Source organism: Enterobacter cloacae complex sp. HYC003_NIDB (assembly GCF_056673375.1).
The window spans coordinates 169,938-193,063 of sequence record NZ_CP114220.1; the positions used below are offsets into that span (position 1 = coordinate 169,938).

Annotated in this window: 21 protein-coding genes and 1 pseudogene; 11 read left to right on the top strand and 11 right to left on the bottom strand. The window is 56.9% G+C overall.

What is annotated here, in order from left to right; genetic code table 11:
- Window positions 1-619: 619 nt before the first annotated feature.
- From O1722_RS00775 to selB, 5 genes are all read left to right on the top strand, one after another.
- On the top strand, window positions 620-976 hold the full coding sequence (locus O1722_RS00775) for a DUF3302 domain-containing protein (RefSeq protein WP_033488023.1): 357 nt from the start codon (window positions 620-622) through the stop codon (window positions 974-976).
- 2 nt (window positions 977-978) lie between these two features.
- Window positions 979-2,115, top strand: a complete 1,137-nt coding sequence (locus O1722_RS00780) for an HlyD family secretion protein (RefSeq protein WP_033488024.1) — start codon at window positions 979-981, stop codon at window positions 2,113-2,115.
- An 89-nt stretch (window positions 2,116-2,204) separates the two neighbouring features.
- The gene (locus O1722_RS00785) at window positions 2,205-2,813 is read left to right on the top strand and encodes a glutathione S-transferase (RefSeq protein ID WP_015572763.1); all 609 of its coding nucleotides are present in this window, start codon (window positions 2,205-2,207) and stop codon (window positions 2,811-2,813) included.
- A 102-nt stretch (window positions 2,814-2,915) separates the two neighbouring features.
- Complete coding sequence (gene selA / locus O1722_RS00790) at window positions 2,916-4,301, top strand: L-seryl-tRNA(Sec) selenium transferase (RefSeq protein ID WP_033488025.1); 1,386 nt, start codon at window positions 2,916-2,918, stop codon at window positions 4,299-4,301.
- Window positions 4,298-6,136 (top strand): selenocysteine-specific translation elongation factor, encoded by a 1,839-nt coding sequence (gene selB / locus O1722_RS00795; protein ID WP_058686522.1) that lies wholly within the window; start codon window positions 4,298-4,300, stop codon window positions 6,134-6,136. The genes selA and selB overlap by 4 nt, the downstream gene beginning before the upstream one ends.
- A gap of 3 nt (window positions 6,137-6,139) precedes the next feature.
- Here the strand turns inward: selB and O1722_RS00800 are convergent, their stop codons facing one another.
- Window positions 6,140-7,024 (bottom strand): ROK family protein, encoded by an 885-nt coding sequence (locus O1722_RS00800; protein WP_003860164.1) that lies wholly within the window; start codon window positions 7,022-7,024, stop codon window positions 6,140-6,142.
- Window positions 7,025-7,190: 166 nt separating this feature from the next.
- On the opposite strand from O1722_RS00800, the pseudogene aldB reads away from it, so the two are divergent.
- The 3 genes and pseudogenes from aldB (at window position 7,191) to O1722_RS00815 (ending at window position 9,582) form a co-directional block, all read left to right on the top strand.
- A pseudogene (gene aldB, locus O1722_RS00805) lies at window positions 7,191-8,728 on the top strand (aldehyde dehydrogenase AldB).
- 249 nt (window positions 8,729-8,977) lie between these two features.
- Window positions 8,978-9,163, top strand: coding sequence for a type II toxin-antitoxin system HicA family toxin (locus tag O1722_RS00810; RefSeq protein ID WP_071788668.1), 186 nt, complete (start codon window positions 8,978-8,980; stop codon window positions 9,161-9,163).
- 14 nt (window positions 9,164-9,177) lie between these two features.
- A complete protein-coding gene (locus tag O1722_RS00815; RefSeq protein ID WP_023295606.1) occupies window positions 9,178-9,582 on the top strand; it encodes a type II toxin-antitoxin system HicB family antitoxin in 405 nt (134 codons plus the stop codon).
- Window positions 9,583-9,637: 55 nt separating this feature from the next.
- Here the strand turns inward: O1722_RS00815 and O1722_RS00820 are convergent, their stop codons facing one another.
- Both O1722_RS00820 and O1722_RS00825 read right to left on the bottom strand, forming a co-directional pair.
- Window positions 9,638-11,587: a glycoside hydrolase family 127 protein gene (locus tag O1722_RS00820; protein ID WP_033488029.1), complete on the bottom strand. Its 1,950-nt coding sequence runs from the start codon at window positions 11,585-11,587 to the stop codon at window positions 9,638-9,640.
- 10 nt (window positions 11,588-11,597) lie between these two features.
- Entirely contained in the window at window positions 11,598-12,998 is a 1,401-nt protein-coding gene (locus O1722_RS00825) for an MFS transporter (RefSeq protein ID WP_033488030.1), read from the bottom strand.
- Between the two features lie 225 nt (window positions 12,999-13,223).
- Here O1722_RS00825 and O1722_RS00830 point away from each other — a divergent pair, with 225 nt between their 5' ends.
- Complete coding sequence (locus tag O1722_RS00830) at window positions 13,224-14,042, top strand: AraC family transcriptional regulator (protein WP_033488031.1); 819 nt, start codon at window positions 13,224-13,226, stop codon at window positions 14,040-14,042.
- Here the strand turns inward: O1722_RS00830 and araD are convergent, their stop codons facing one another.
- From araD to yiaK, 8 genes are all read right to left on the bottom strand, one after another.
- Window positions 14,043-14,738, bottom strand: coding sequence for an L-ribulose-5-phosphate 4-epimerase (gene araD, locus O1722_RS00835; protein ID WP_015572759.1), 696 nt, complete (start codon window positions 14,736-14,738; stop codon window positions 14,043-14,045).
- A complete protein-coding gene (locus tag O1722_RS00840) occupies window positions 14,732-15,592 on the bottom strand; it encodes an L-ribulose-5-phosphate 3-epimerase (RefSeq protein WP_033488032.1) in 861 nt (286 codons plus the stop codon). Before O1722_RS00840 ends, araD begins: the two co-directional genes overlap by 7 nt.
- Window positions 15,593-15,594: 2 nt before the next feature.
- Window positions 15,595-16,248, bottom strand: a complete 654-nt coding sequence (gene ulaD, locus O1722_RS00845) for a 3-keto-L-gulonate-6-phosphate decarboxylase UlaD (RefSeq protein WP_023295601.1) — start codon at window positions 16,246-16,248, stop codon at window positions 15,595-15,597.
- Window positions 16,245-17,750, bottom strand: a complete 1,506-nt coding sequence (locus O1722_RS00850) for an FGGY-family carbohydrate kinase (protein WP_033488033.1) — start codon at window positions 17,748-17,750, stop codon at window positions 16,245-16,247. The genes ulaD and O1722_RS00850 overlap by 4 nt, the downstream gene beginning before the upstream one ends.
- 76 nt (window positions 17,751-17,826) lie before the next feature.
- Window positions 17,827-19,146, bottom strand: coding sequence for an MFS transporter (locus tag O1722_RS00855; RefSeq protein WP_017693796.1), 1,320 nt, complete (start codon window positions 19,144-19,146; stop codon window positions 17,827-17,829).
- 45 nt (window positions 19,147-19,191) lie between these two features.
- Window positions 19,192-20,118: a DUF4862 family protein gene (locus tag O1722_RS00860; RefSeq protein WP_015572754.1), complete on the bottom strand. Its 927-nt coding sequence runs from the start codon at window positions 20,116-20,118 to the stop codon at window positions 19,192-19,194.
- A gap of 26 nt (window positions 20,119-20,144) precedes the next feature.
- Window positions 20,145-20,612 (bottom strand): YhcH/YjgK/YiaL family protein, encoded by a 468-nt coding sequence (locus O1722_RS00865; RefSeq protein ID WP_015572753.1) that lies wholly within the window; start codon window positions 20,610-20,612, stop codon window positions 20,145-20,147.
- Between the two features lie 10 nt (window positions 20,613-20,622).
- Window positions 20,623-21,621 carry a 3-dehydro-L-gulonate 2-dehydrogenase gene (yiaK, locus tag O1722_RS00870; RefSeq protein ID WP_015572752.1) on the bottom strand — a complete coding sequence of 333 codons (999 nt, stop codon included), beginning with the start codon at window positions 21,619-21,621 and terminating at the stop codon, window positions 20,623-20,625.
- A gap of 224 nt (window positions 21,622-21,845) precedes the next feature.
- Here yiaK and yiaJ point away from each other — a divergent pair, with 224 nt between their 5' ends.
- On the top strand, window positions 21,846-22,664 hold the full coding sequence (yiaJ, locus tag O1722_RS00875; RefSeq protein ID WP_479954412.1) for an IclR family transcriptional regulator YiaJ: 819 nt from the start codon (window positions 21,846-21,848) through the stop codon (window positions 22,662-22,664).
- A gap of 3 nt (window positions 22,665-22,667) precedes the next feature.
- Window positions 22,668-23,123, top strand: a complete 456-nt coding sequence (locus O1722_RS00880) for a 4Fe-4S dicluster domain-containing protein (protein ID WP_023295598.1) — start codon at window positions 22,668-22,670, stop codon at window positions 23,121-23,123.
- Window positions 23,124-23,126 lie beyond the last annotated feature (3 nt).

The following is a 23,126-nucleotide window of genomic DNA, read 5'->3' on the forward strand; positions in this document are numbered from 1 at the left end:
TTTATCGTTAATGTGCGGCGGCAGAGGTAGCCGGGCCCTGTTCTGATGCTGTGAAATCTGGCACTGAATCGTTCAACTGTCCAGACAGTGAAATTTTGTGTGATCTGAATCACATGAATGTAGGGGGTGAGGATATTAATGAAGTGATCATGATCACAAAATGAGTGTGTAAAAAAAATACATCGCTCAAAGTTACGCCAAAATGGGCGGTGTTTTGTGATTTATATCACAATGTTAAGTTGGCCGTTTGTTTCCAAATTGTGATTTGATTCACAAAATATTTTTATTCCGATTCGTCCCGCTGCGAGCGCAGCCATTTTCTGCTCGCAATAGCGTGGCGCACTGTAAAAAAGCAACATTAATAGCTAAGCCGAATGCGTCATAATGTTGTATGGCGAAAAGCGAAAACCTGGATTACGCTCATATCGTAAGAGTGAATATATTATTATCCGGGTTATATTTTGACACGTTTATAAACTTGCATGCAGTTATTATAAAAAAGGATACTCCCCGGCTCTGAAATAATAGTCGCCGCCTGTTTGTTTAAAAATAAATTAATTAACAGGTTGCGTGCCAATTTATTCATTTAATGAGTTGATATTATGTAAGCGAGGAGACTATGTTTCTCAACTATTTCGCGCTGGGCGTATTAATTTTCGTGTTCCTGGTTCTGTTCTACGGGATCATTGCCATTCATGATATTCCTTACAATATGGCGAAAAAGCGTAATCACCCCCATGCGGATGCTATCCATACGGCAGGCTGGATCAGCCTGTTTACGCTCCATGCCATCTGGCCCTTCCTGTGGATTTGGGCCACGCTATACCGTGAAGATCGCGGCTGGGGTATGCAAAACCACATGCAGCCGTCAGACCGACCTTCTGATGTTGAAGCGCTTGCGAGACGCGTCACCGAGCTTGAGCAAAAGCTCGCCGCCGTGCAGCCCGTGGCCGATAAAAACGCGCTGGAGCGATAGTCATGGATCTGTTGATTATTCTGACCTATGTGGCCTTTGCCTGGGCTATTTTCAAAATATTCCGTATTCCGGTAAACCAGTGGACGCTTGCCACCACGTCATTAGGCGGGATATTTATTGTAGCGGGGCTAATCCTGTTAATGAACTATAACCATCCCTACACCTTTACGGCGCAAAAAGCGGTTATTTCAATCCCAATTACGCCACAGGTCACCGGTGTGGTCAGTGAAGTGACCCATAAAAATAATCAGCTCATTAAAAAGGGCGAAATGTTATTTAAACTCGATCCGGGTAAGTATCAGGCGCGCGTCGACAGGTTGAAAGCCGATCTGGTCACCGCCACACACAATATTGACGTACTGAAAGCCCAGCTCTCTGAAGCGCAGGCCAACACGACCCGCGTTTCTGCTGAACGTGACCGGCTGTATAAAGATTATCAGCGCTATGTCAAAGGCAGCCGGGCGAAGGTCAATCCGTTCTCTGAAAGCGATATTGATAACGCACGGCAGAACTATCTGGCGCAGGATGCGCTGGTAAAAGGCTCGGTTGCTGAACAGACTCAGATCCAGAGTCAGTTAGACAGTATGGTCAACGGCGAGCAGTCGCAAATTGCTTCTCTTCGGGCGCAGCTGGCCGAGGCCACCTATAACCTGGAACAGACGGTGGTCCGCGCGCCAGGCAACGGCTACGTCACGCAGGTCCTTATCCGCCCGGGAACCTACGCCGCCGCGCTGCCGCTGCGTCCGGTGATGGTGTTTATTCCTGAGCAGAAACGCCAGATTATCGCTCAGTTTCGCCAGAACTCATTACTGCGTCTAAAGCCTGGCGACGAAGCGGAAGTGGTGTTCAACGCGCTGCCGGGCCAGGTGTTTTCCGGTAAACTCACCAGCATCCTGCCGGTAGTGCCGGGAGGAACCTATCAGGCACAGGGGGCGTTACAGTCGCTGACGGTGGCGCCGGGAACGGACGGAGTGCAGGCGCTTATCGAACTGGAACCGAACGCGGATGTTGATGCGCTGCCTGACGGCATCTATGCCCAGGTCGCCGTCTATTCCGACCACTTTGCCCACGTCTCGGTGATGCGTAAAGTGCTGCTGCGTATGACCAGCTGGATGCACTATCTTTACCTCGACCACTAAGCGTTTGAGGGCAGGAATGCGATACGCATACCTGCCTTTTTCCACGGCTTGATCCATACTGACCTCTTTATGGGCATTAAGGATAAGCAATGAAACTCATCGGCAGTTATACCAGTCCTTTCGTGCGTAAGATTTCGATTCTCCTGCTGGAGAAAGGGATTGAATTTGAATTCGTGAATGAACAGCCCTACAACGCAGAGAACGGCGTTGCGCAGTACAACCCGCTGGGGAAAGTCCCGGCGCTGGTAACGGACGAGGGCGACTACTGGTTTGATTCCCCGATCATTGCGGAGTACATCGAGCTGCTTGGCGTTGCGCCAGCCATGCTGCCGGCGGATCCAAAAGCAGCGCTGGCGATGAAGCAAATTGAAGCCCTGGCGGATGGCATTATGGATGCGGCATTGACGTCCGTACGCGAGCAGGCAAGGCCCGCCGCCCAGCAGTCAGAAAATGAGCTGCTACGCCAGCGCGAAAAAATCAGCCGCAGCCTGGATATGTGCGAACAGCTGATCCGCGACGGGAAAATTCAGAGCGATAGCCTGAATCTGGCGACGATCGCCATCGCCTGCGCCATTGGCTACCTCAATTTCCGCCGCGTCTCGCCGGGCTGGTGCGTGGATCGTCCGCTGCTGGTCAAACTGGCGGAGACGCTCTTCCAGCGCGAAAGTTTTGCCCGGACTGAACCGCCAAAGGCTTGATGCGGGTTATAACACTTCCTGGCGGGAGGCGGTACAATCCCCCACATGTTAACTCCCTCTCCCGTCGGGAGGGGGGAAGATATTTACTCGCCAGGCGCATTCATGACTACTCATCATTCCCTCTACAGCCAGATCCCCGCTACCGATCGTCTGCTTCGTGACCCGCGCATCACTGCGGTGCTGGAGCAGTTTGGCCATACTGCAACGGTCGACATGCTACGCCAGCTTCAGGACGATGCGCGTCGCCATATTCAGGCTGAGAACGCGCTACCCGGCTGGTGCGAGGCGTGGGAGCAGGAAGTTGAACGCAGGCTGAGCAAGCACGGGCAAAGCGCGTTGCGCCCGGTTATTAACCTGACGGGCACGGTTCTGCACACCAATCTGGGCCGGGCACAGCAGGCAGAAGAGGCAACAGAGGCCGTCACCCGTGCCATGCGCTCGCCGGTGACGCTGGAGTACGATCTGGACGGCGCCGGGCGTGGGCATCGCGATCGCGCACTGGCGGATCTTCTCTGCCAGATCACCGGCGCGGAAGATGCCTGCATTGTGAATAACAACGCGGCGGCGGTGCTGTTAATGCTGGCGGCCACCGCGAGCGGAAAAGAGGTTGTCGTCTCTCGCGGCGAGCTGGTGGAGATCGGCGGGGCGTTTCGTATTCCGGACGTCATGCGCCAGGCGGGCTGCACGCTGCATGAAGTGGGCACAACTAACCGTACCCATGCAAAAGATTATCGCGCGGCGGTGAATGAAAACACCGCCCTGCTGATGAAAGTGCATACCAGCAATTACCACATTGAGGGTTTCACCAAAACGGTGGAAGAGGCCGAACTGGCCGCCATTGGGCGCGAGCTAAACGTGCCGGTGATTGCCGATCTCGGCAGCGGGTCGCTGGTGGATATGCGCCAGTACGGTCTGCCGAAAGAGCCCATGGTGCAGGAAATGGTTGCCGCGGGCGTAAGCCTGGTCAGTTTCTCCGGTGATAAATTGCTGGGCGGGCCGCAGGCGGGGATTATCGTCGGCAGGCGCGAGCTGATTGCGCAGCTACAGCAGCACCCGCTGAAGCGCGCCCTGCGTGCCGATAAAATGACGCTGGCCGCGCTGGAAGCCACGCTGCGGCTCTATCTCCACCCGGAGAAACTGGCTGACCGCCTGCCCACGTTGCGTTTGCTGAGCCGTGATGCGGCCTCCATTCGCGCGCAGGCGGAAGCGCTACTGCCGCAGGTTGCTCCTCATTACCCTGAGTTTGACGTTCGTATCGAGCCTTGCCTGTCGCAAATTGGCAGCGGCTCGCTGCCGGTGGACAGGTTACCGAGCGAAGCGCTGACGTTCACCCCGCGCGACGGACGCGGAAGCCAGCTTGAGGCGCTGTCGGCGCGCTGGCGCGCATTACCGACGCCGGTGATTGGCCGGATCGGTGAGGGTCGCATGTGGCTGGATTTACGCTGTCTGGAAGATGAAGTGCGGTTTCTGGAGATGATGTTGAAATGATTATTGCCACCGCCGGTCATGTTGACCACGGCAAAACCACGTTATTGCAGGCCATTACGGGCGTGAATGCCGATCGCCTGCCGGAAGAGAAAAAGCGCGGCATGACCATTGACCTGGGTTACGCCTACTGGCCGCAGCCCGACGGTCGCGTGCTGGGCTTTATCGACGTGCCCGGCCACGAGAAGTTTCTTTCCAATATGCTCGCGGGCGTGGGCGGGATCGATCACGCCCTGCTGGTGGTCGCGTGCGATGACGGGGTGATGGCGCAAACGCGCGAGCATCTGGCGATCCTCCAGCTGACGGGAAACCCGCAGTTGACCGTCGCCCTCACCAAAGCGGACCGTGTGGATGAGGCGCGTATCGACGAGGTGCGTGAAGAGGTGCTGGCGGCGCTGAGTGAATACGGTTTTAAGGATGCGTCACTGTTTGTCACCGTGGCGACAGAAGGCCGCGGTATCGACGCTCTTCGCGACCATTTGCAGCAGATCCCGTCTCGTGAACATGCCAGCCATCACCGCTTCCGTCTGGCGATCGACAGGGCATTTACCGTGAAAGGGGCTGGGCTGGTGGTGACCGGCACCGCGCTGAGCGGCGAAGTGAACGTGGGCGATACCCTGTGGCTGACGGGCGTGAACAAACCGATGCGCGTGCGCGGGCTTCACGCGCAAAACCAGCCGGTGGAACAGGCCCACGCCGGGCAGCGTATCGCGCTGAATATTGCCGGTGATGCCGAAAAAGACCAGCTTAACCGCGGCGACTGGCTGCTGGCCGACGCGCCGCCGGAGCCTTCTGAACGGATCATCGTTTCTCTCCAGACCCATACCCCGCTGACCCAGTGGCAGCCGCTGCATATCCACCACGCGGCCAGCCACATCACCGGACGCGTGTCGCTGCTGGAAAACGATCTCGCCGAACTGGTGTTCGACTCCCCGCTCTGGCTGGCGGATAACGACCGCCTGGTTCTGCGCGATATTTCGGCGCGGGAAACGCTGGCGGGCGCGTGCGTGGTCATGCTGGATCCGCCCCGTCGCGGCAAGCGTAAGCCCGAGTATTTACAGTGGCTGGCCGCACTGGCCCAGGCCCGCGATGATAAGTCTGCGTTAGATATCCACCTTGAGCGTGGTGCGGTGGATCTGGCGGCGTTCGCCTGGGCGCGCCAGCTCAGCAGCGAAGGATTGCGTCTTCTGACGCAGGAGCCAGGTTTTATTCAGGCCGGCAACAGCCTGCTGAACGCGCCGGTGGCGGCGCGCTGGCAGCGCAAAGTGCTGAGCACGCTGGCGACCTACCATGAACAGCATCAGGATGAGCCCGGCCCGGGCCGTGAACGTCTGCGGCGCATGGCGTTGCCCATGGAAGACGACGCGCTGGTGCTGTTGCTGATTGAAAACATGCGTGAAAGCGGCGTGATTGCAAGTCATCACGGCTGGCTGCACCTGCCGGAACACAAGGCCGGTTTTACCGCTGAGCAGGACGCGGTCTGGCAAAAAGTGGCGGCGCTGTTTGGCGATGAACCGTGGTGGGTGCGCGATCTGGCGCGTGAAACCAATACCGATGAGCAGCTGATGCGTCAGGTACTGCGCCATGCGGCGCAGCAGGGGATGATTGTGGCGATCGTGAAAGATCGTTATTACCGCAACGATCGGATCGTGGCATTTGCGAACCTGATCCGGGAGCTGGATCAGGCGCGCGGATCAACCTGCGCCGCAGACTTCCGCGATCGGCTGAACGTGGGACGCAAACTGGCGATTCAGATCCTGGAGTATTTCAACCGCATCGGGTTTACGCGTCGTCGTGGCAATGACCATGTGCTACGCGACGCGCAGTTATTTCCGTAAGCGTTAAGCGCTGCGCGCCTGCTTCTGCTTAGCCAGCCAGACCGCGCCCAGCCTTCCCGCCTGGTTACCCAGCTCGCAGGGAAGGATGGGCACCCGGAGCGCTTCCCACTCCTCGAATCGCTGTAGGTATTTATCCAGCAGGAGATAGATTTTCTCCTGCTCGCTAATGCCGCCGCCAATCAGCACCGCCTGCGGATCAAACATGGAGATCACGCTGTAGATGCCCCGCGAGAGGAAATGCGCCCACTCTTCTATGGCCTCACGCAGATGCACGTCGCTGTCCATGCGTTTAAACAGCTCCTCACCATCAGGCATCTCATCTTCCGACACGGCCAGCGCGCGGCGGCAGGCTTTCATCAGGCCGCTGGCGGACGCCACTTCGTGCATCGGCTCGCCGTTGTTGCCAACGGGCAGCACGCCAAACTCACCCGCCCGGTAGTGCGACCCACGGTAGAGATCGCCCTCCATGACGATACCGCCGCCGATGCCGGTGCCGATGGTGATGCAGACAAAATGCTCATAATCCTTACCGGCGCCCTGCCAGCGTTCGCCCAGCGCCGCGCAGTTGGCGTCATTTTCGGTTGTTACGGGGAGATCGGTCAGCTGTGCGAAAAGCTCGCACAGGTTTTCACCGTCAAGGTAATCCAGCGCCCCGGCCTTGGCCGCTTCGCCGGTATGGTGATTGATGTGGCCCGGAAAACTCACGCCGATGCCGACGATCTCATGCTCCTGGCGGTACTTATCCACCACCGCTTTCCACTTCTGTTTGAAGGTGCTTTCATCGTCAGGCGTATCATATTCATCGGATGTCAGTTCTTCGCCGTTTTCGTTGATCACGCCGTGTTTGATGTGGGTTCCGCCCACGTCAAAGCCGATAAATAGCTGCATTGCATTGTTCCTCATGAGCCCCTGAGCTATTAAGTATGGCTCCGGCGGCAGAAACGAAACGTAAAGTACGGTAATCCGTGATACGGCTCGTAAACCCGTTACCGACTGGCGAGAAAATCACCAGCCGGAACTACCCTTGTTGTACACCTACTGCAAGGAGACGGTCATGACAAACAATCCTCCCTCATCGCGTATCCAGCCAGGCGAGTATGGTTTTCCTCTTAAGCTGAAGCCCCGCTATGACAACTTTATCGGCGGCGACTGGGTGGCGCCCGTCGACGGTGAGTACTATTCCAACTGACGCCCGTTACCGGCCAGCCGCTGTGTGAAATTGCCAGTTCGGGCAAGCGGGATATCGATTTAGCGCTGGATGCGGCGCATAAGGCGAAAGATAAGTGGGGACAAACGTCCGTTCAGGACAGAGCGGCCATTTTGTTCAAAATCGCCGATCGGATGGAGCAGAATCTGGAGCTGCTGGCGACCGCGGAAACGTGGGACAACGGCAAGCCGATCCGGGAAACCATGGCGGCGGACGTGCCGCTGGCGATTGACCATTTCCGCTATTTTGCGTCCTGCATTCGTGCCCAGGAGGGGGGAATAAGTGAAGTTGACAAAGATACCGTGGCGTATCACTTCCACGAGCCGCTCGGCGTGGTGGGGCAAATTATTCCGTGGAACTTCCCGCTGCTGATGGCGAGCTGGAAAATGGCGCCCGCGCTGGCGGCGGGTAACTGCGTGGTGCTGAAACCTGCACGCTTAACGCCGCTTTCGGTACTGCTGCTGATGGAGGTGATTGGCGACCTGTTGCCGCCGGGGGTCATTAACGTGGTCAACGGGGCCGGGGGAGAGATCGGCGAATATCTGGCTACTTCAAAGCGTATTGCTAAAGTGGCGTTTACCGGCTCAACGGAAGTGGGTCAGCAGATCATGCAGTACGCGACCCAGAACATCATTCCGGTCACCCTGGAGCTGGGCGGGAAATCGCCGAACATCTTCTTTGCCGACGTGATGGAGGAAGAGGACGCCTTCTTCGACAAAGCGCTGGAAGGGTTTGCCCTGTTCGCGTTCAACCAGGGTGAAGTCTGCACCTGTCCGAGCCGCGCGCTGGTGCAGGAATCCATTTATGAGCGCTTTATGGAGCGGGCGATCCGGCGCGTGGAGTCGATTCGCAGCGGTAATCCGCTGGATAACGTCACCCAGATGGGAGCGCAGGTATCGCATGGCCAGCTGGAAACCATCCTCAACTATATTGATATCGGTAAAAAAGAGGGGGCCGATGTGTTGACCGGCGGTCGTCGTAAGGTGCTGGGCGGCGATTTGCAGGAGGGTTACTACCTTGAGCCGACCATCCTGTTCGGTAAGAACAACATGCGCGTTTTCCAGGAGGAAATTTTTGGACCGGTGCTGGCCGTCACCACGTTTAAAACCATGGACGAGGCGCTGGAGCTCGCCAACGACACGCAGTATGGCCTGGGGGCGGGCGTCTGGAGTCGTAACGGTAATCTGGCCTATAAAATGGGCCGCGGCATTCAGGCCGGACGCGTATGGACAAACTGCTATCACGCCTATCCGGCTCATGCGGCGTTTGGCGGCTACAAGCAGTCGGGCATCGGGCGTGAAACCCATAAGATGATGCTGGAGCACTACCAGCAAACGAAATGTCTGTTAGTCAGCTACTCCGATAAACCGCTGGGGCTGTTTTAATCTCCGGGCTCAGGTCGTCCCGGGTAGGGTGACCTGAGCCGGGTTAAAGCCGGGTGGTGGCTTCGCCTTACCCGGCCTACGAGAGTGTCCGCATTTTTATCTGCAACATGACATGCCTCCTTCTTCTTTTCTCGACGCCTCTTCCTGTTTCGACAAAGCCTGGCTGCACTGCCTTTTTTAATGCGCTAATGTCATTCAATCCAGTAGTGGTGGTGTGTATCATGTGTATAATCAGGGAAGGGTTGGGATGTGAAAAGTGCGGATATCATTGCTGTTCTGGTTAGCCATGGCTGGAAATGTGTAAGAACGAAGGGAAGCCATCATCAGTTTCGCCATCCAGTGCAAAAAGGGTTGGTAACCGTTCCGCATCCTAAAAAGGACATTAAACCGGGCACTCTCGCACAGATCTGGCGACAGGCGGGCATTAAACACTGATATCAGGAGTAGTTATGTTTTATCCGGCTTACATTCATTCTGATTCCGACGGTAGCGCCAGCGGTTTCTTCCCCGACGTTCCGGGATGTTTTTTTGCGGGGGATTCACTTGATGACGCTTTTCAGGATGCACGTGATGCGCTCACGGCGCACTTCGAAGCGCTGTTTGAAATGGATGAAGCATTGCCTCTCCCGGGTAGTGTCGAAGTGCACCTTGAAAATCAACCTGACGACTTCACAGGCGGGCAATGGTTGCTGGTGGATATTAATATGAAGCAATTCGACGGCAGAGCCGAACGCATCAACATCACAATGCCTCGACGTTTGCTGGTGAAGATTGATTCCTTTGTCAGCGAGCATCCTCAATTCGGCAATCGAAGCGCATTTCTGGCCGAGGCAGCACGTCGCGTGCTGCCGTAGCATTAACCCTCTCCCGTGGGAGAGGGCTGGGGTGAGGGCAACAGGCCGCAGTTATTCAGCTTTCATCCACCCATATCCGCATTTCCCCTTCTCCCCGGTTTGCCCAGCTGAACCACGGAATAAAGGTCAGCGTCCGGGGCTGACGTTCTACCGGCGAGTGGTCGTACTGCCACAGGGCATCAGTGTCCTTCGCCTGACACCCGATCCCTTCCGCCTGTATCAGCATCTTGTGCGCGAAAATGCCTTTGCCTTCGAAGACCCGAAACGCGCTGTCCTGGGGCAAAGAAAGGTTATGCAGATTTGCGCCGTTATCGGCTTCTTCCAGGCAGTAAATCAGCGGTCCACGCTGCAATGCGACTTTCCCCGCCTGCTGGCGCACCTGCGGGTTGCCGTACACGCGGCGGACCGGCATCGGTAACGTCAGCGTCAGCGTGTCGCCTTCCTGCCAGTTGCGGTTGAGGTATAAGTATCCACGGGAGACCTCGCCTGTAATGGCCTGACCATTGAGCGAAACAGCCGGTTCCGCACACCAGTCCGGCAGCCTCAGGGCCAGCGTGTGAGTCACCGGAACTGGTGAGGTAATCTCGATTTTCACCTGCTCATGCCACGGATAGTTCCCGCTAATCCGCAGCTGGAGGATGTTATCCCCAACCGGAATGGCGACGTCGTTCCCCACGTACAGGTTGATCAACAGCGCGTCCGGGCGAACGGTATAAATGTAGTGCCCCAGCGAGGTCAGCACGCGCGCAATATTCGGCGGGCAACAGGCGCAGCCGAACCAGCGCTGGCGCACCGGTTTGACGTGGTCATAGATATGGTTAAAGGCCAGGGTTTTCGGGTGCACTTCCAGCGGATTCACATAAAAGAAATGCTTACCGTCCAGCGCCATGCCGCCCAGCACCGTGTTGTACAGCGCGCGCTCCATCACGTCGGCGTAGTGGCCGTCCGCCTCCATCTCCAGCATCCGGCGGGCAAACATCATCAGGCCGATGGAGGCGCAGCTTTCGGCGTAGACCGTATCGTTGGGCAGATCGTAATCGCTGCTGAACGCCTCGCCGCTGCTTTGGGAGCCAATCCCGCCGGTTATGTACAGCTGGCGCTGTGCCATGTTGTTCCACAGCCGCAGGCAATCCTGACGTTTCCCCTCGTCGCTGCTCAGGCGCGCCAGATGTGCCATGCCCGCCATCAGATAGACAAAACGCACGGCGTGGCCGATGGCCGTTTGTTGTTCCGCAAGGGGCAGATGCGCCTGGCTGTAGGCTTTGTCCTTGACCATCCACGCCGGGCCATAGGTGTTCCAGTATGACGTTCTGCCGCGCTTCTCGTATTCGATATCGTAGAAGTGAGGCTGCGCGCCGCGTTCCTCAATAAAGTATTTCACCAGATTGAGATAGCGTTGCTCCTGCGTGACGTCGTACAGCCGCATCAGCGCCAGCTCGATTTCCGGGTGGCCAGGGTAACCGTGCAGCTGGTTTTCGCCCGGGCCAAACACGCTGTCGATATGATCCGCCAGCCTGCACACCACGTCCAGCAGGCGGCGTTTTCCGGTTCCCTGGAAATACGCCACGCCCGCTTCAATCATATGTCCGGCGCAGTACAGTTCGTGGCATTCGGCCAGATTGGTCCAGCGCTCGGCCGGTGCTTTCACCGTGAAATAGGTATTGAGATAGCCATCTTCGCACTGCGCCGCTGCGACCAGCTCGATCACCTCGTCGGCGGTTTTTTCCAGTTCAGCATCCGGCTTCTGGCACAGCGACCACGCCACGGCTTCGAGCCATTTCGCCACGTCGCTGTCCTGAAAGACCATCCCGTAGAACTCCCCCTGTTCCAGACCGGCCGCAATGCGGAAGTTGGCGATGGCGTGGCTGGGTTCGGCCTCCGCCACGCGATCGTTAAGCGCATCCCACTGGTAGGGGATCACCACATCGCGGACCAGCCGTTGGTACTGACCAAGAAACGGGTCGTTGATTTTCAGCTGATGCAGGTCGGCTTCCATTATGGTCATATCGTTCTCCTCAGGACTGTACATGACGCTGGCGCAAATCGGTGGCAATGCGCGACATCACGGGATTGTTAAGCCTGCACCAGCGGATAGCGACCGCCAGCAGCAGGTGGAAAAGGGCAGGAAGCAGCGTCTCCATGACGGTGATGCCCTGCAATGAGGCGGGTGTCTGGTTACCTGCGCCTGGCTGATAGGCCACGGCAATAAACACCAGGCTGATGACCCCAGCGCTGGATGCCCACGCGAGCTTGATGAAAAACAGATTGAAGGCGAAGTTCATCCCCGATGAGCGCACGCCGGTTTTCCATTCGCCGTAGTCATCGGCAAAGGCCATCAGCGAGAAGTGCAGCGGCAGGGTGAAGCCCAGGATCACGCCGTTACTTAAAATCACGATCAGCCAGAGCGTCTGGTGCGCCGGGCCACCCGGCAGGAACCACATTCCCACCGCAAGCGCAGCGAGTATCAGGTTGGTGTAGTAGTAGAGTTTGACGGTATCAATCCGCCGCGACAGCGGACTGACGATCACCGCGCCCAGAATAGCGGCAAAGGTCACCATGGTGAAAAACAGCGAGGTGTACGCCGTGCTGCCCTGAAGCACGTAGGTGATGAAGTACATGTATCCGCCGCCGCGAATGTTGAAGACGTTGATCAGCAGAAACGACATCACCAGCATCAGCAGCAGCTGATCGTTTTTCCGCAGGCCCGCCAGGTGCTCGCGCAGGGTGAATTTACCCATCAGCGCAAGCGGGACGCGCTCGCGCACCCAGAAGAAGCAGCACAGGAACATCACCACGGCGATGGTGCACAGCACGCCGACGCCCAGCTGATAACCCCGGGCGGTATTGCCCTGTCCCAGCTCTGACACCAGCCACGGCAGACCAACGGAGACCAGAAAGCCCGCCACGCCGCACAGTACGAAGCGCCAGGACTGGCAGGATATAACCTCGTTGTGGCGGGTGGTCATGGTGTTGATCAGCGCGCAATATGGCACGTTGATGGCGGTATAGCCCACTGAAAGCAACAGATAGGTGCCGAACGCCCAGGCGATTTTCACGCCCATGCTGGCGTCCGGGACGGTGAAGGTCAGCACGCCGACGATCCCGATGGGAAGCGCGACCCACAGCTGCCAGGGACGAAAACGCCCCCAGCGGCTCTGCGTGCGGTCGGCAATCACGCCCATCACCGGATCGGAAATCGCGTCAAATACCCGAAGGGCAATAAACAGCGTGCCCACCAGCGCGGGCGTCAGGCCAAATACATCGGTATAGAAAAAGGTCAGAAAGTTCATGATCAGGCAGGTAATTACCGTGCCGCCCGCGTCGCCCAGGCCGTAGCCAATTTTCTCGCGGACTGACAGCCGGTCATCGGCTGCCTGTTTTGCAACTTCTGCGTCTGTAATCGGTGTGGAAGTCATGGGGTAACTCCTCGATAAACGATTTTTTATCGTATTTGTGCAAGGTACCCCATTTATTCTGCATTCAACGGGCAGACCAACAAGGGAAGGGAAAAGTATAAAAAGGTGACGATTCCGACCTGATGGTAAAACTGTGAGTTTGATCGAGCCGTTCTGCTGATATTTATTAATAATCAAGGGATAAAGACAATATTAGCCACCAAAAAAGCGGAAAAATGAATATCCATGCTTGAATTATCCATAGCACTTCCGATTAGAGTTCAAAATGGCGGGTTATTTATCTCCCGGGGCGTGGGCCGTCATCCCGCACGAAAATTATCTTCGTGGGAGATAATTTTTGTCGAAAAAGGGACATTAACGATCCAGGAGGAAAATACGCTGTTTGAGGTAAACACTGGCGAGAGTTTATTACTTTGGCCGAAGCGGCGGCATGTCGGCGTGGAAGATTTTCCGGGCGATCTCAAATTTTACTGGCTGCATTTTGAGGTGGATGAACGCTTGCCGGTGTTGCCAGGCGCGACGCCGCTGTCGATTGAGCAACACTGTAGCGTGCGGGATCCGCAATATGTTATTGCGTTATTCCGTCAGTTTTTAAGCGAGCAGGAAAAATTACAGCGTAGCCAGGCGCTGGAGATAATTTTGCTGTTAATTTTGCAGCAGATATCGCTCTCGCCGGGATATGAAGATAAAGCGGATGATGCGGGCGCGGCAATGGCATGGAAGGCCAAGCAGCTTATCCGCACGCACTTTCATTTGCCCCTGTCCACTTCGCAGCTGGCAAAAGAGCTGCACTGCAACGCAGATTACCTGGGGCGGGTATTTCGTCGGACGTTTCATTTAACCCTGACGGAGGCAATTCACCGCCAGCGCGTCAGGGCCGCTGAAAAACTGCTGCTGAACGATGCGGCCTCATTAACTGAAGTGGCCGCCCGGTGTGGTTTTAATGACGTGGGTTATTTCCGGCAAATATTCTCAAAACATACCGGGTTAACGCCCGCCGTCTGGAAACGGCGGTACTGTAAAGAGCATATTAATTCCGGATGATCACTGGCCGTAATAGGCATTTGCGCCATGCTTGCGCAGGTAATGCTTATCCAGCAATTCCTGCTGCATAACCGGAAGCTGAGGTGCAAGCTGGCGCGAGAAAAGCCCCATATAGGCGCACTCTTCCAGCACCACGGCATTGTGTACCGCATCGGCAGCGTCTTTGCCCCAGGCAAACGGGCCGTGAGAATGAACCAGCACCGCCGGGACCTGCATCGGGCTTATGTCGCGCTCCTCGAAGGTTTTGATAATGACTTCCCCCGTCTGGTATTCATATTCACCCGCGATTTCAGCCGTGGTCATCAGCCGCGTGCAGGGGATCGCACCGTAAAAATAGTCCGCGTGCGTCGTTCCCCACGCGGGTAAATCTTGCCCCGCCTGCGACCAGATGGTGGCGTGGCGGGAATGGGTATGCACAATGCCGCCAATTTCCGGGTAACGACGATACAGCGCGAGATGGGTCGGGGTGTCGGAGGAGGGCTTTTTACTCCCCTCGACCACTTTACCCGTGGCGATATTTACCACCACCATATCTTCTGCGTTCATCACGTCGTACTCCACGCCGGATGGTTTGATCACCATCATGCCGCTGGCACGGTCAACCGCGCTGACGTTGCCCCAGGTGAACGTCACCAGCTGGTGGGCGGGCAGGGCGAGATTTGCCGCCAGCACCTCGGCTTTGAGTTGTTCTAACATGTCATGCCTCCTTCCTGCATTCGGGCTTCAATCCAGCGGCGCGCCTGGATGATCTCCAGCACCGGCTCTTTGGCTTTCTCGGTCCACATTTCAATCAGAAATGCGCCGCGATAATTAAGTTGATTCAGCGTGTTAAACACGCCAACGAAATCGACGCAGCCCTCGCCAAACGGCACGTCGCGGAACTGTCCGGGGCTTTGCTCGGTAACGGGCCGGGTATCTTTCAGGTGGATAGCGGCGATGCGGTCAATGCCCAGCGTCAGCTCGGCGGTGACGTCGTTGCCCCACGCGCTCAGGTTGCCGACGTCCGGGTAAACGCTGAACCACGGCGAGGCGAGGATGTCGTCCCACTTTTTCCACTTGCTGATGGAGTTCATAAACGCAGTGTCCATGATCTCTACCGCCAGCATTACCTGCGCGGCGGCAGCCTGCTCTACGGCCCACGCCAGCCCTTCGGCAAAGCGCTGTTGCGTGCCCTCGTCGTGCTCCTCGTAGTACACGTCATAACCCGCAAGCTGGATGGTGCGAATACCCAAATCACGGGCCAGCCGGATGGCTTTGGTCATGATCTCGCGGGCGCGTTCGCGCACGATTTCATCGCGGCTGCCAAACGGGAAGCGACGATGGGCAGATAAGCACATCGACGGGATGGCCACGCCGGTCTCCAGCATCGCTTCCACAAGAGAGGCGCGCTGCGTGGTACTCCATTCAAGGCGCGATAAACGCTCGTCGGTCTCATCCACCGACATCTCCACAAAATCGAAGCCGCAGCTTTTTGCCAGAACCAGGCGCTCCGGCCAGGAGAGATCTTTTGGCAGCGCTTTTTCGTAAATGCCTAACGGATGCTGACGCATGGTTACTCTCCCCAGATGTCGCGGATTTGCGAATGGAATGCCTGTGCCACCTGCGGCGGATTATCGGCGCCTGCCAGCGCGCGCCCGGCAATGAAGGCTTTGACGTTGATCTGCTTAAACAGCGACAGGTCAGCGGGGGTGATACCGCCAGTTATAGAAAGCTGCAAACCGATATCGGACAGCGCCTTCATTTTGCTGAGATCCGCCTCACCCCACTGCTGGCCGCTGGCCTGTGCGTCGCGCCCGCGGTGGTAAATCGCCTGCTTCACCCCGATGCGATGCCACGCGCGCGCGTCGTCCAGCGTCCAGTTGCCAAACAGCTCCATCTGGATCTCGCCGCCGCAGCGCAGTGCGACCTCGTGGCCACGTTCAACGGTGGCCAGCGGGGCGGCACAGATGATGGTCATCCAGTTTGCGCCTGCGCCAAACGCCTGCTCAGCCAGCGTTTCTCCGGCATCGGCGACTTTCCAGTCCGCCACGATAATTTTATCCGGACACTGCGCACGCAGGGCGCGAACGGCGTTTAGCCCTTCGGTCAGGCATAGAATGGTGCCGGCTTCGACGATGTCGACGTGATCGGAAAGCGTCGCGACATCGCGCTGCGCGGCCTGAAGCGAGGTGTGGTCGAGCGCCAGCTGCAATAATGGTCGGCTCATAGGTCGTACTCCTTAACACGGGCGTGATAGCCCTGTAATGCTGAAATCAGTAGCTGGTAACGGTGATATTTGCGCTGGTAGGCGGCATGGGCACGCATGTCAGGTTCAATCATCCGGATGTCATGCCTGAGGGCGCGCTGAGCGGCGTAAAAATCGGGATAGAGGCCTGTACCGACGAGCGCGGCCAGCGCCGCACCGGAACAGCCGGTCTCTTCCACCTGCGGGAGTTCAATCGCCAGGCCGCTGACGTCCGCGAGCATCTGCATCCACACGTCCGAATGGGTGGGGCCGCCCGTCACGCGCAGGGCCTGCACGTGGGGAAAGCGTTCGAGCATACGGTTGAGGTGGGTCATGTGGCTGAATACCACCCCTTCATAAACCGCCTGGAGGAGGTGCGCGCGGGTATGCAGCGCCTGCAAGCCATAGAAGCCGCTGGTCATCTCCAGCCCGGCGTTGCTGCCGTAGAGGAAAGGCAGGAAGAACACATCGCTTTCAGCTTTTGGCAGGCTGGCCACGGCGTGGTTAATCTCATCGAATGACATATCGCCCCATTGGGCCGTCAGCCATTCCAGGTTGCCGGACGACGTGGGGCTGGCTTCATGAACGATGAACTGCTGCGGATGGACGTAGCGGCCATAGACGTAGGGGAAAGGCTCGTTGTCGCGGATGCCGTGGGCAATCCCACTGGTTACGGCCCAGGTCCCCATTACGGCATTCAGCGTATGTTCGTCATGCAGCCCGGCGCAGATCGCGGTGGAAACCACATCAAACAGTCCACCAACGACGGGAGTACCCGCCGTGAGACCGGTCAGTGCGGCTGCCTGAGCGGTGATTTCCCCGCAAATTTCTGCTGAACCGATAATAGGCGGCAGGGCACCGTCAATGTCGCTGATGCCGAGCCAGCGCGTGAGCTGCGGATCGTACTGCCCGGTATTCATGTTGTAGAGATTGGATTCCGAGATGTTGCTCTCTTCGCAGCCTTTGACCCCGGTCAGACACCAGCGCAGGTAATCGTGCGCCATCATCACGCTGCCAATTTGCTGATACCGCTGAGGCTCGTTCTCTTTAACCCAGCGCAGGAGTGAGGCCGGATGCCCCGTCCACAGCGTCTGGCGAGTATGCGGATAGAGCTTTTCGGGTATACCGTCCTGCTGCCAGCGTTGTACGATCTCCAGCGCACGGCGATCGGAGGAGAGTATGGCGTCACCCAGGGGGCGATCCTGTTTATCGAGCAGAAACAGCCCCTTGCCCTGGGCTGAAATGCCAACGCCTTTGATCTGACCGCCGTCAGCGCCTGAATTTTTGAGCAGCAGGGCGACGGTTTTGTGGCAGTGCTGCCAGAGCTGGTGCATATCCCGCTCGGCGTAGCCGGCGCGTGGGCTGAGCGTGGCCACTGAGCGGCGTTCAATACAGACTTCTTTGCCCTGGCTGTTGTATAAACCGGCTTTCAGATAAGTACCGCCACAATCGATACCCAGCCAGAAGGGCTCTTTTTCACTCATCTTCTTCTCGCTTAATTGCCGGGTGGCGCTTCGCTTACCCGGCCTACGGTTTGGTTTAGTGGGTCAGGTGAGGGCCTCAGGCCGCACGTTTATGTGGAGTCACCGTGGGGTTGGGCTCTGCTCCGGCATCGCATTTCGCCGGTAACAGCAGGGCTAGCAGCGATGCCAGCGCCAGCGAAACTGCCAGGCAGTAAACGCCTGCGTCTTTGCTGTACAGGGTGATCAGTACGCCTACCGCATAAGGACCGCAGAACCCGCCGAGGTTGCCCAGGGCATTAATCACGCCGCGAGCGCCACCCGCCATCTCAGCGCTGAACAGACGCGCCGGTATGGTCCAGAACACCCCCGCTGCGGATTGCAGGAAGAAGCCACAGCCCACCAGCGCGGCATAGGCCAGCCAGGTGTGCTCTTTCAGCGCCACGGAGAGGAACATGCAGAGCGCAAAGCCAATCAATGGCAGGGAGACAAACAGCTTGCGCTTGCCGGTGCGGTCAGAGAGCGTAGAGAACAGGAACATGCCGGCAATGGCGCCGATGTAAGGCAGAATGGCGAGCATTCCCACCTGGCCGATGCTGGTGTGCGTCAGCTCCTTCAGAATGGTGGGCAGCCAGAGGGTGTAACCGTAAATGCCAGTCTGGTAGAAGAAGTTGAGGGCGATCAGCTGCCACATGGTTTTGTCAGACAGCACCGCGCTGAGCGAGGCGTTTTTCACCTCTTTACCCGCAATGGCCTGCTGCTCTGCCGCCAGCGTTTGTACCAGGTAGTTTTTCTCGGCCTCAGAGATCCAGCGTGCTTCCTGCGGCCGGTCGTAGACGGTGAACGCCCACAGCACCAGCACAACAACGGACATCAGACCTTCAATAATGAACAGCCAGCGCCAGTCGAGAGCGGTAATAATCCAGCCCGACAGCGGGGCGGTGATGATCCCGGCGATGGGCACGAACATGATCACAATCGCGTTGGCGCGGCCGCGCTCGGCATCCGGGAACCAGTTACTGATCATCGTGAGCACAACGGGCAGCATCCCACCTTCCGCCACGCCGAGTAAGAAGCGCAGCACCAGCAGCTGATACTGGTTGGTCACAAGCCCGGTCAGAACCGAGATCACCGCCCAGGCAACCAGCGACCAGCCGATAAACTTCTTACCGCTGCCGTGCACGGCAATTTTGCCGCCGGGAACTTGCAGGAACAAATAGCCGATAAAAAAGATCCCCCCCGCCAGGCCCGCCATCGTGGCGGAAATGCCCAGCTCTTCATCCATACCGCCGGGCATCGCAAAAGCTATATTTACGCGGTCCATATAGGAAATAATGCAGGCGATAAGAATAGGGGGAATGATCCTTAGCCAGCGCTGGCGCGGAATGTCCGCGTGTAGAGCATTTGAAGAAATATTCATAGTTAATATCTCAGTGAAGGTAACCGGAAAATGTATTCTTTATTTTTATTGTGACGCTTTATTCATAGCGCTAATGCCGTCGCGCAAAATAGCGATGCGATGGCTGACGTCAGCATTAGCATTTATTTCCAGTAATTTAATACCGGAGAATTTCAATGTTGCGGCGCTCGCCGCAGTAAACAGCGTTTTTACATGTTCAGTGGACATGAGACTGTCGGCGCAGAACGAAGAAAACGGCGCGTGCAGATCCTGCCATTCTCCATACTCACCGTGAGGGGTCGTGCCCGAAAACATCAGCGCCCCCAGCTTCCCGGCAGCGAGTGCCGCCTGAACATGTTCCAGCGGAAGGGCGGTGTTGCGACCTTCGATGGCCGAACGTGCCCAGTTGATACAGACGCTGATATCGGTCTCTTTCACTACCTCCAGCACCTGCTCTAAGGGCAAGAACCCTTTACGCGGCGCCGGGCCATTCATCGCATCACAGTGTTCCAGCACCAGATCGCAGCCCCAGTCCCAGCTCGCGATTTCCCGTACCGAGCGGGAGAATGCTTCTGTCGCTTGCTCGACAGAATCATTACCCGCCTGCGGTGCGGCCTGCATTTCCAGAGCGATCACTTTCCCGGGAAAGCGGGTGTTAACGGCATCAATCTTTTGATGCAGATGGCGGTAATATTCAATGCACGCTTTACGCTGTTCTTCGTCCGCGGACGCCAGGCCAAACGCGCCGTTGCTGCCGCGGCGGCGCATGGTTTCCATAACGGCTGTGACAACGATCTGCCAGTCGCCCGGCGTATGACGAAACAGCCATTCATCACCAAACGGATGGAGATTTTCAAGGCAAGGTTGTTCCAGCCCGCGAATATTTGGCGTGTCGGAAAGTTCCCGCCAGAAGGCGTATTCTTCCTGCTCCCCTTTCTGGTGAAATGAGGGTGCACAGGGGTACGCACCAATAATAAAACCGGTGTTGGTCATTTCGCATTCCTGTATTTATCAGAAAATTAATCTAATTCGCTGATGGCCACTTTCACCACAATTTTACGAATTGCAGATCCCTTGTTTTTAATACAGGCAGGACGATGAACATCCTGCGGGAAAAATATGGCGTAACTGCCAGGTATCATTTCGATAAATGACTCATGTTCGCTGTCGTGATAAAAAATAATATCCCGTTGCTCCAGCAATGATTCGCTGATTTTGTTATTCCCGGTATCAATAGCAATACCGATTTTTTCTTCGCCCCAGGCCAGAAACTGGATATCCAGATAGCGGCGATGGACTTCAGGGCGGTTCTCGTGCTGTTCCTTTGTGGTGAGGTCGAGAACCTGGGCAAAAATGTTGCGGCCTTCAATTTCGATCACGCCCGGCGCCAGGGTGGTGAAATCCGTGGTACGCAGAAAATTAAGCGCCTTTTCTATCGCCAGCGGCAGGCGACATGGATTTGGCTGTGCAATATGTCCGAATATCATGACCCACTCCTTACAGAGACTGGATTTTCGCCCACACGCTGTCGTCAACCGTGATGCCGTTGCGGCGATTCTCCTCCAGCAGGCGTGTGAACTCATGGCCTGGCAGACGGACGGCGACATTTTCATCAGCGCGTTCTGCGGTGGTGATGAAGTCCATGATGCGCTGTAGTTTGGCATCGCGGGTTGGACCGTCGATCAGGCGATCCACTTCGATGGCGATAAAGATCTGCGATACGCCGTATTCGTCGCTGTTGTCCTGGGTCACTTCCGCGACGGACGCGCCGTCAGAGAGCAGGGTGGCGATCATGTCGAGCACAATCGACAAGCCGGAACCTTTCCAGTAGCCCATGGGCAGAATGCGACGGTTTTTCTCAATCACGCCCGGCTCTCTGGTCAGATTGCCTTCATCGTCAAAGCCGCCGTCGACCGGTAATTCGCGTCCGGCCAGGCGATTCACCTCCAGCATGCCGTAGGAGAACATCGACATCGACATATCGACCATGGTGATTGGATTCGACGGGATAGCTACGATCAGCGGGTTTGTGCCGATGCAGCATTCTTTTGATCCCCACGCGGGCATCACGGCAATAGAGTTGGTCCAGCAGATGCCGATATAGCCTTTCTCCGCCGCCTGCCAGCCGTAGCTGCCGCCGCGCATCCAGTGGTTAGCGTTACGCAGCGCCACCAGGCCGATCCCGTGATCGGACGCCAGCTCGGTAGCACGGTCCATCATCTTCTTCGCCGTCAGGTTGCCGATGGAACGCTGGGCATCCCACTGTTCGATGGCGCCTAATGTCGTTACGCGTTTCGGCTGGGCGTCAGGGATGATGTCGCCTGCGTCAAGCTGCTGAATAAATCGCGGGAAGCGGTTGACGCCATGTGAATAAACGCCGGACTCCGTGGTGCGGGCGAACATCTCGGCGCAGGCGTCTGCGGTATCCGCTTTTACACCGCGATCGAGCAGAACCCGATTGAACGCCGCTTTCAACTCTTCGAAGGTCACTTTCATCCCTGTTCTCCTGTTTTTTTAGGGGCAAGTGCGAGTGCTTTTTTATCGCTAAATTTCACTATACGAAATCTGATTTCAAATATAACGATCAAATTTTGTCAGATCAACGACATTCACGTTTTTCAAAATCGATTAAAATCAAATGGTTGTGTTTTTTCTGTTGAGATCGTGAACTAAACCACACTTTGCGCTACCATCAGGGCGCGATAAACAGGAGCCATTTGATGAGCATAAAAGAGAGCGAAATGACGCAAGAAAAAGAGAGGCCAGCAGGTAGCCAGAGCTTGTTTCGCGGCCTGATGCTGATTGAAATCCTCAGTAACTATCCGAACGGGTGTCCGCTTGCGCATTTATCAGAACTGGCGGGGCTGAATAAAAGCACCGTGCACCGGTTATTGCAGGGGTTGCAGTCGTGCGGGTACGTGACGCCGGCGCCGGCGGCAGGGAGTTATCGTCTGACCACCAAATTTATCGCCGTCGGGCAAAAGGCGCTTTCATCGCTCAATATTATTCACGTGGCGGCGCCGCACCTCGAGGCGCTGAACATTGCCACCGGCGAAACGGTCAACTTCTCCAGCCGTGAAGATGATCACGCGATCCTGATTTATAAGCTTGAGCCGACAACCGGTATGCTGCGCACGCGCGCATATATCGGCCAGCATATGCCGCTCTATTGTTCTGCGATGGGCAAAATCTATATGGCGTTTGGTCATCAGGATTACGTGGCGAGCTACTGGGAAAGCCACCAGGAACAGATCCAACCTTTGACCCGCAACACCATCACCGAACTGAGCGCGATGTATGATGAGCTGGCGGAAATTCGCGATCACAGTATGGCGATGGATAAAGAAGAGAACGAGCTGGGGGTGTCATGTATCGCCGTGCCGGTCTTTGATATTCACGGGCGCGTGCCCTATGCCATCTCCATTTCGCTGCCGACGTCGCGCATGAAGCAGGTGGGTGAGAAAAACTTGCTAAAACCGCTGCGTGACACGGCGGAAGCTATCTCGAAAGAACTGGGGTTTAACGTGCGCGAGGCGTAACTGATGAACCGATTTATTCTGACGGATCCAGAAAAATGTATCGGGTGCCGCACCTGTGAGGTGGCGTGCATGATGTCGCATCAAAGCAGCGCCACGCCAGAAGCGCTTACGTCACGGATCCGCGTGGTTAAGGGGGGTACCTTCACCACGGCCGTGGGCTGCCACCAGTGTGAAGATGCGCCCTGCGCGAATGTCTGCCCGACGGGGGCCATTCACCGTGCTGCGGGAGCCTGGCTCGTTGAGCAGGCTCGCTGTATCGGCTGCAAAAGCTGTATGGTGGCGTGCCCGTTCGGGGCAATGCAGGTTCGGGTCGTGGAAGATCGCGTTCAGGCGCTGAAATGTGATTTGTGCGCGCATCGCGAGGGCGGCCCCGCCTGCGTCGAAGCCTGTCCCACCCACGCGCTGCGCTGCATAGACCCCGCCAGATTACGCGCGGAACGGCTGCGTAATCTGGCCTGAGGT

What these genes read in the sequence shown, in the direction of transcription:
- O1722_RS00775 (WP_033488023.1), top strand. Translation starts at nt 620, where the DNA reads ATGTTTCTCAACTATTTCGCGCTGGGCGTATTAATTTTCGTGTTCCTG.
- O1722_RS00780 (WP_033488024.1), top strand. Translation starts at nt 979, where the DNA reads ATGGATCTGTTGATTATTCTGACCTATGTGGCCTTTGCCTGGGCTATT.
- O1722_RS00785 (WP_015572763.1), top strand. Translation starts at nt 2,205, where the DNA reads ATGAAACTCATCGGCAGTTATACCAGTCCTTTCGTGCGTAAGATTTCG.
- selA (WP_033488025.1), top strand. Translation starts at nt 2,916, where the DNA reads ATGACTACTCATCATTCCCTCTACAGCCAGATCCCCGCTACCGATCGT.
- selB (WP_058686522.1), top strand. Translation starts at nt 4,298, where the DNA reads ATGATTATTGCCACCGCCGGTCATGTTGACCACGGCAAAACCACGTTA.
- O1722_RS00800 (WP_003860164.1), bottom strand. Translation starts at nt 7,024, where the DNA reads ATGCAGCTATTTATCGGCTTTGACGTGGGCGGAACCCACATCAAACAC.
- O1722_RS00815 (WP_023295606.1), top strand. Translation starts at nt 9,178, where the DNA reads ATGTTTTATCCGGCTTACATTCATTCTGATTCCGACGGTAGCGCCAGC.
- O1722_RS00820 (WP_033488029.1), bottom strand. Translation starts at nt 11,587, where the DNA reads ATGACCATAATGGAAGCCGACCTGCATCAGCTGAAAATCAACGACCCG.
- O1722_RS00825 (WP_033488030.1), bottom strand. Translation starts at nt 12,998, where the DNA reads ATGACTTCCACACCGATTACAGACGCAGAAGTTGCAAAACAGGCAGCC.
- O1722_RS00830 (WP_033488031.1), top strand. Translation starts at nt 13,224, where the DNA reads ATGCTTGAATTATCCATAGCACTTCCGATTAGAGTTCAAAATGGCGGG.
- araD (WP_015572759.1), bottom strand. Translation starts at nt 14,738, where the DNA reads ATGTTAGAACAACTCAAAGCCGAGGTGCTGGCGGCAAATCTCGCCCTG.
- O1722_RS00840 (WP_033488032.1), bottom strand. Translation starts at nt 15,592, where the DNA reads ATGCGTCAGCATCCGTTAGGCATTTACGAAAAAGCGCTGCCAAAAGAT.
- ulaD (WP_023295601.1), bottom strand. Translation starts at nt 16,248, where the DNA reads ATGAGCCGACCATTATTGCAGCTGGCGCTCGACCACACCTCGCTTCAG.
- O1722_RS00850 (WP_033488033.1), bottom strand. Translation starts at nt 17,750, where the DNA reads ATGAGTGAAAAAGAGCCCTTCTGGCTGGGTATCGATTGTGGCGGTACT.
- O1722_RS00855 (WP_017693796.1), bottom strand. Translation starts at nt 19,146, where the DNA reads ATGAATATTTCTTCAAATGCTCTACACGCGGACATTCCGCGCCAGCGC.
- O1722_RS00860 (WP_015572754.1), bottom strand. Translation starts at nt 20,118, where the DNA reads ATGACCAACACCGGTTTTATTATTGGTGCGTACCCCTGTGCACCCTCA.
- O1722_RS00865 (WP_015572753.1), bottom strand. Translation starts at nt 20,612, where the DNA reads ATGATATTCGGACATATTGCACAGCCAAATCCATGTCGCCTGCCGCTG.
- yiaK (WP_015572752.1), bottom strand. Translation starts at nt 21,621, where the DNA reads ATGAAAGTGACCTTCGAAGAGTTGAAAGCGGCGTTCAATCGGGTTCTG.
- yiaJ (WP_479954412.1), top strand. Translation starts at nt 21,846, where the DNA reads ATGAGCATAAAAGAGAGCGAAATGACGCAAGAAAAAGAGAGGCCAGCA.
- O1722_RS00880 (WP_023295598.1), top strand. Translation starts at nt 22,668, where the DNA reads ATGAACCGATTTATTCTGACGGATCCAGAAAAATGTATCGGGTGCCGC.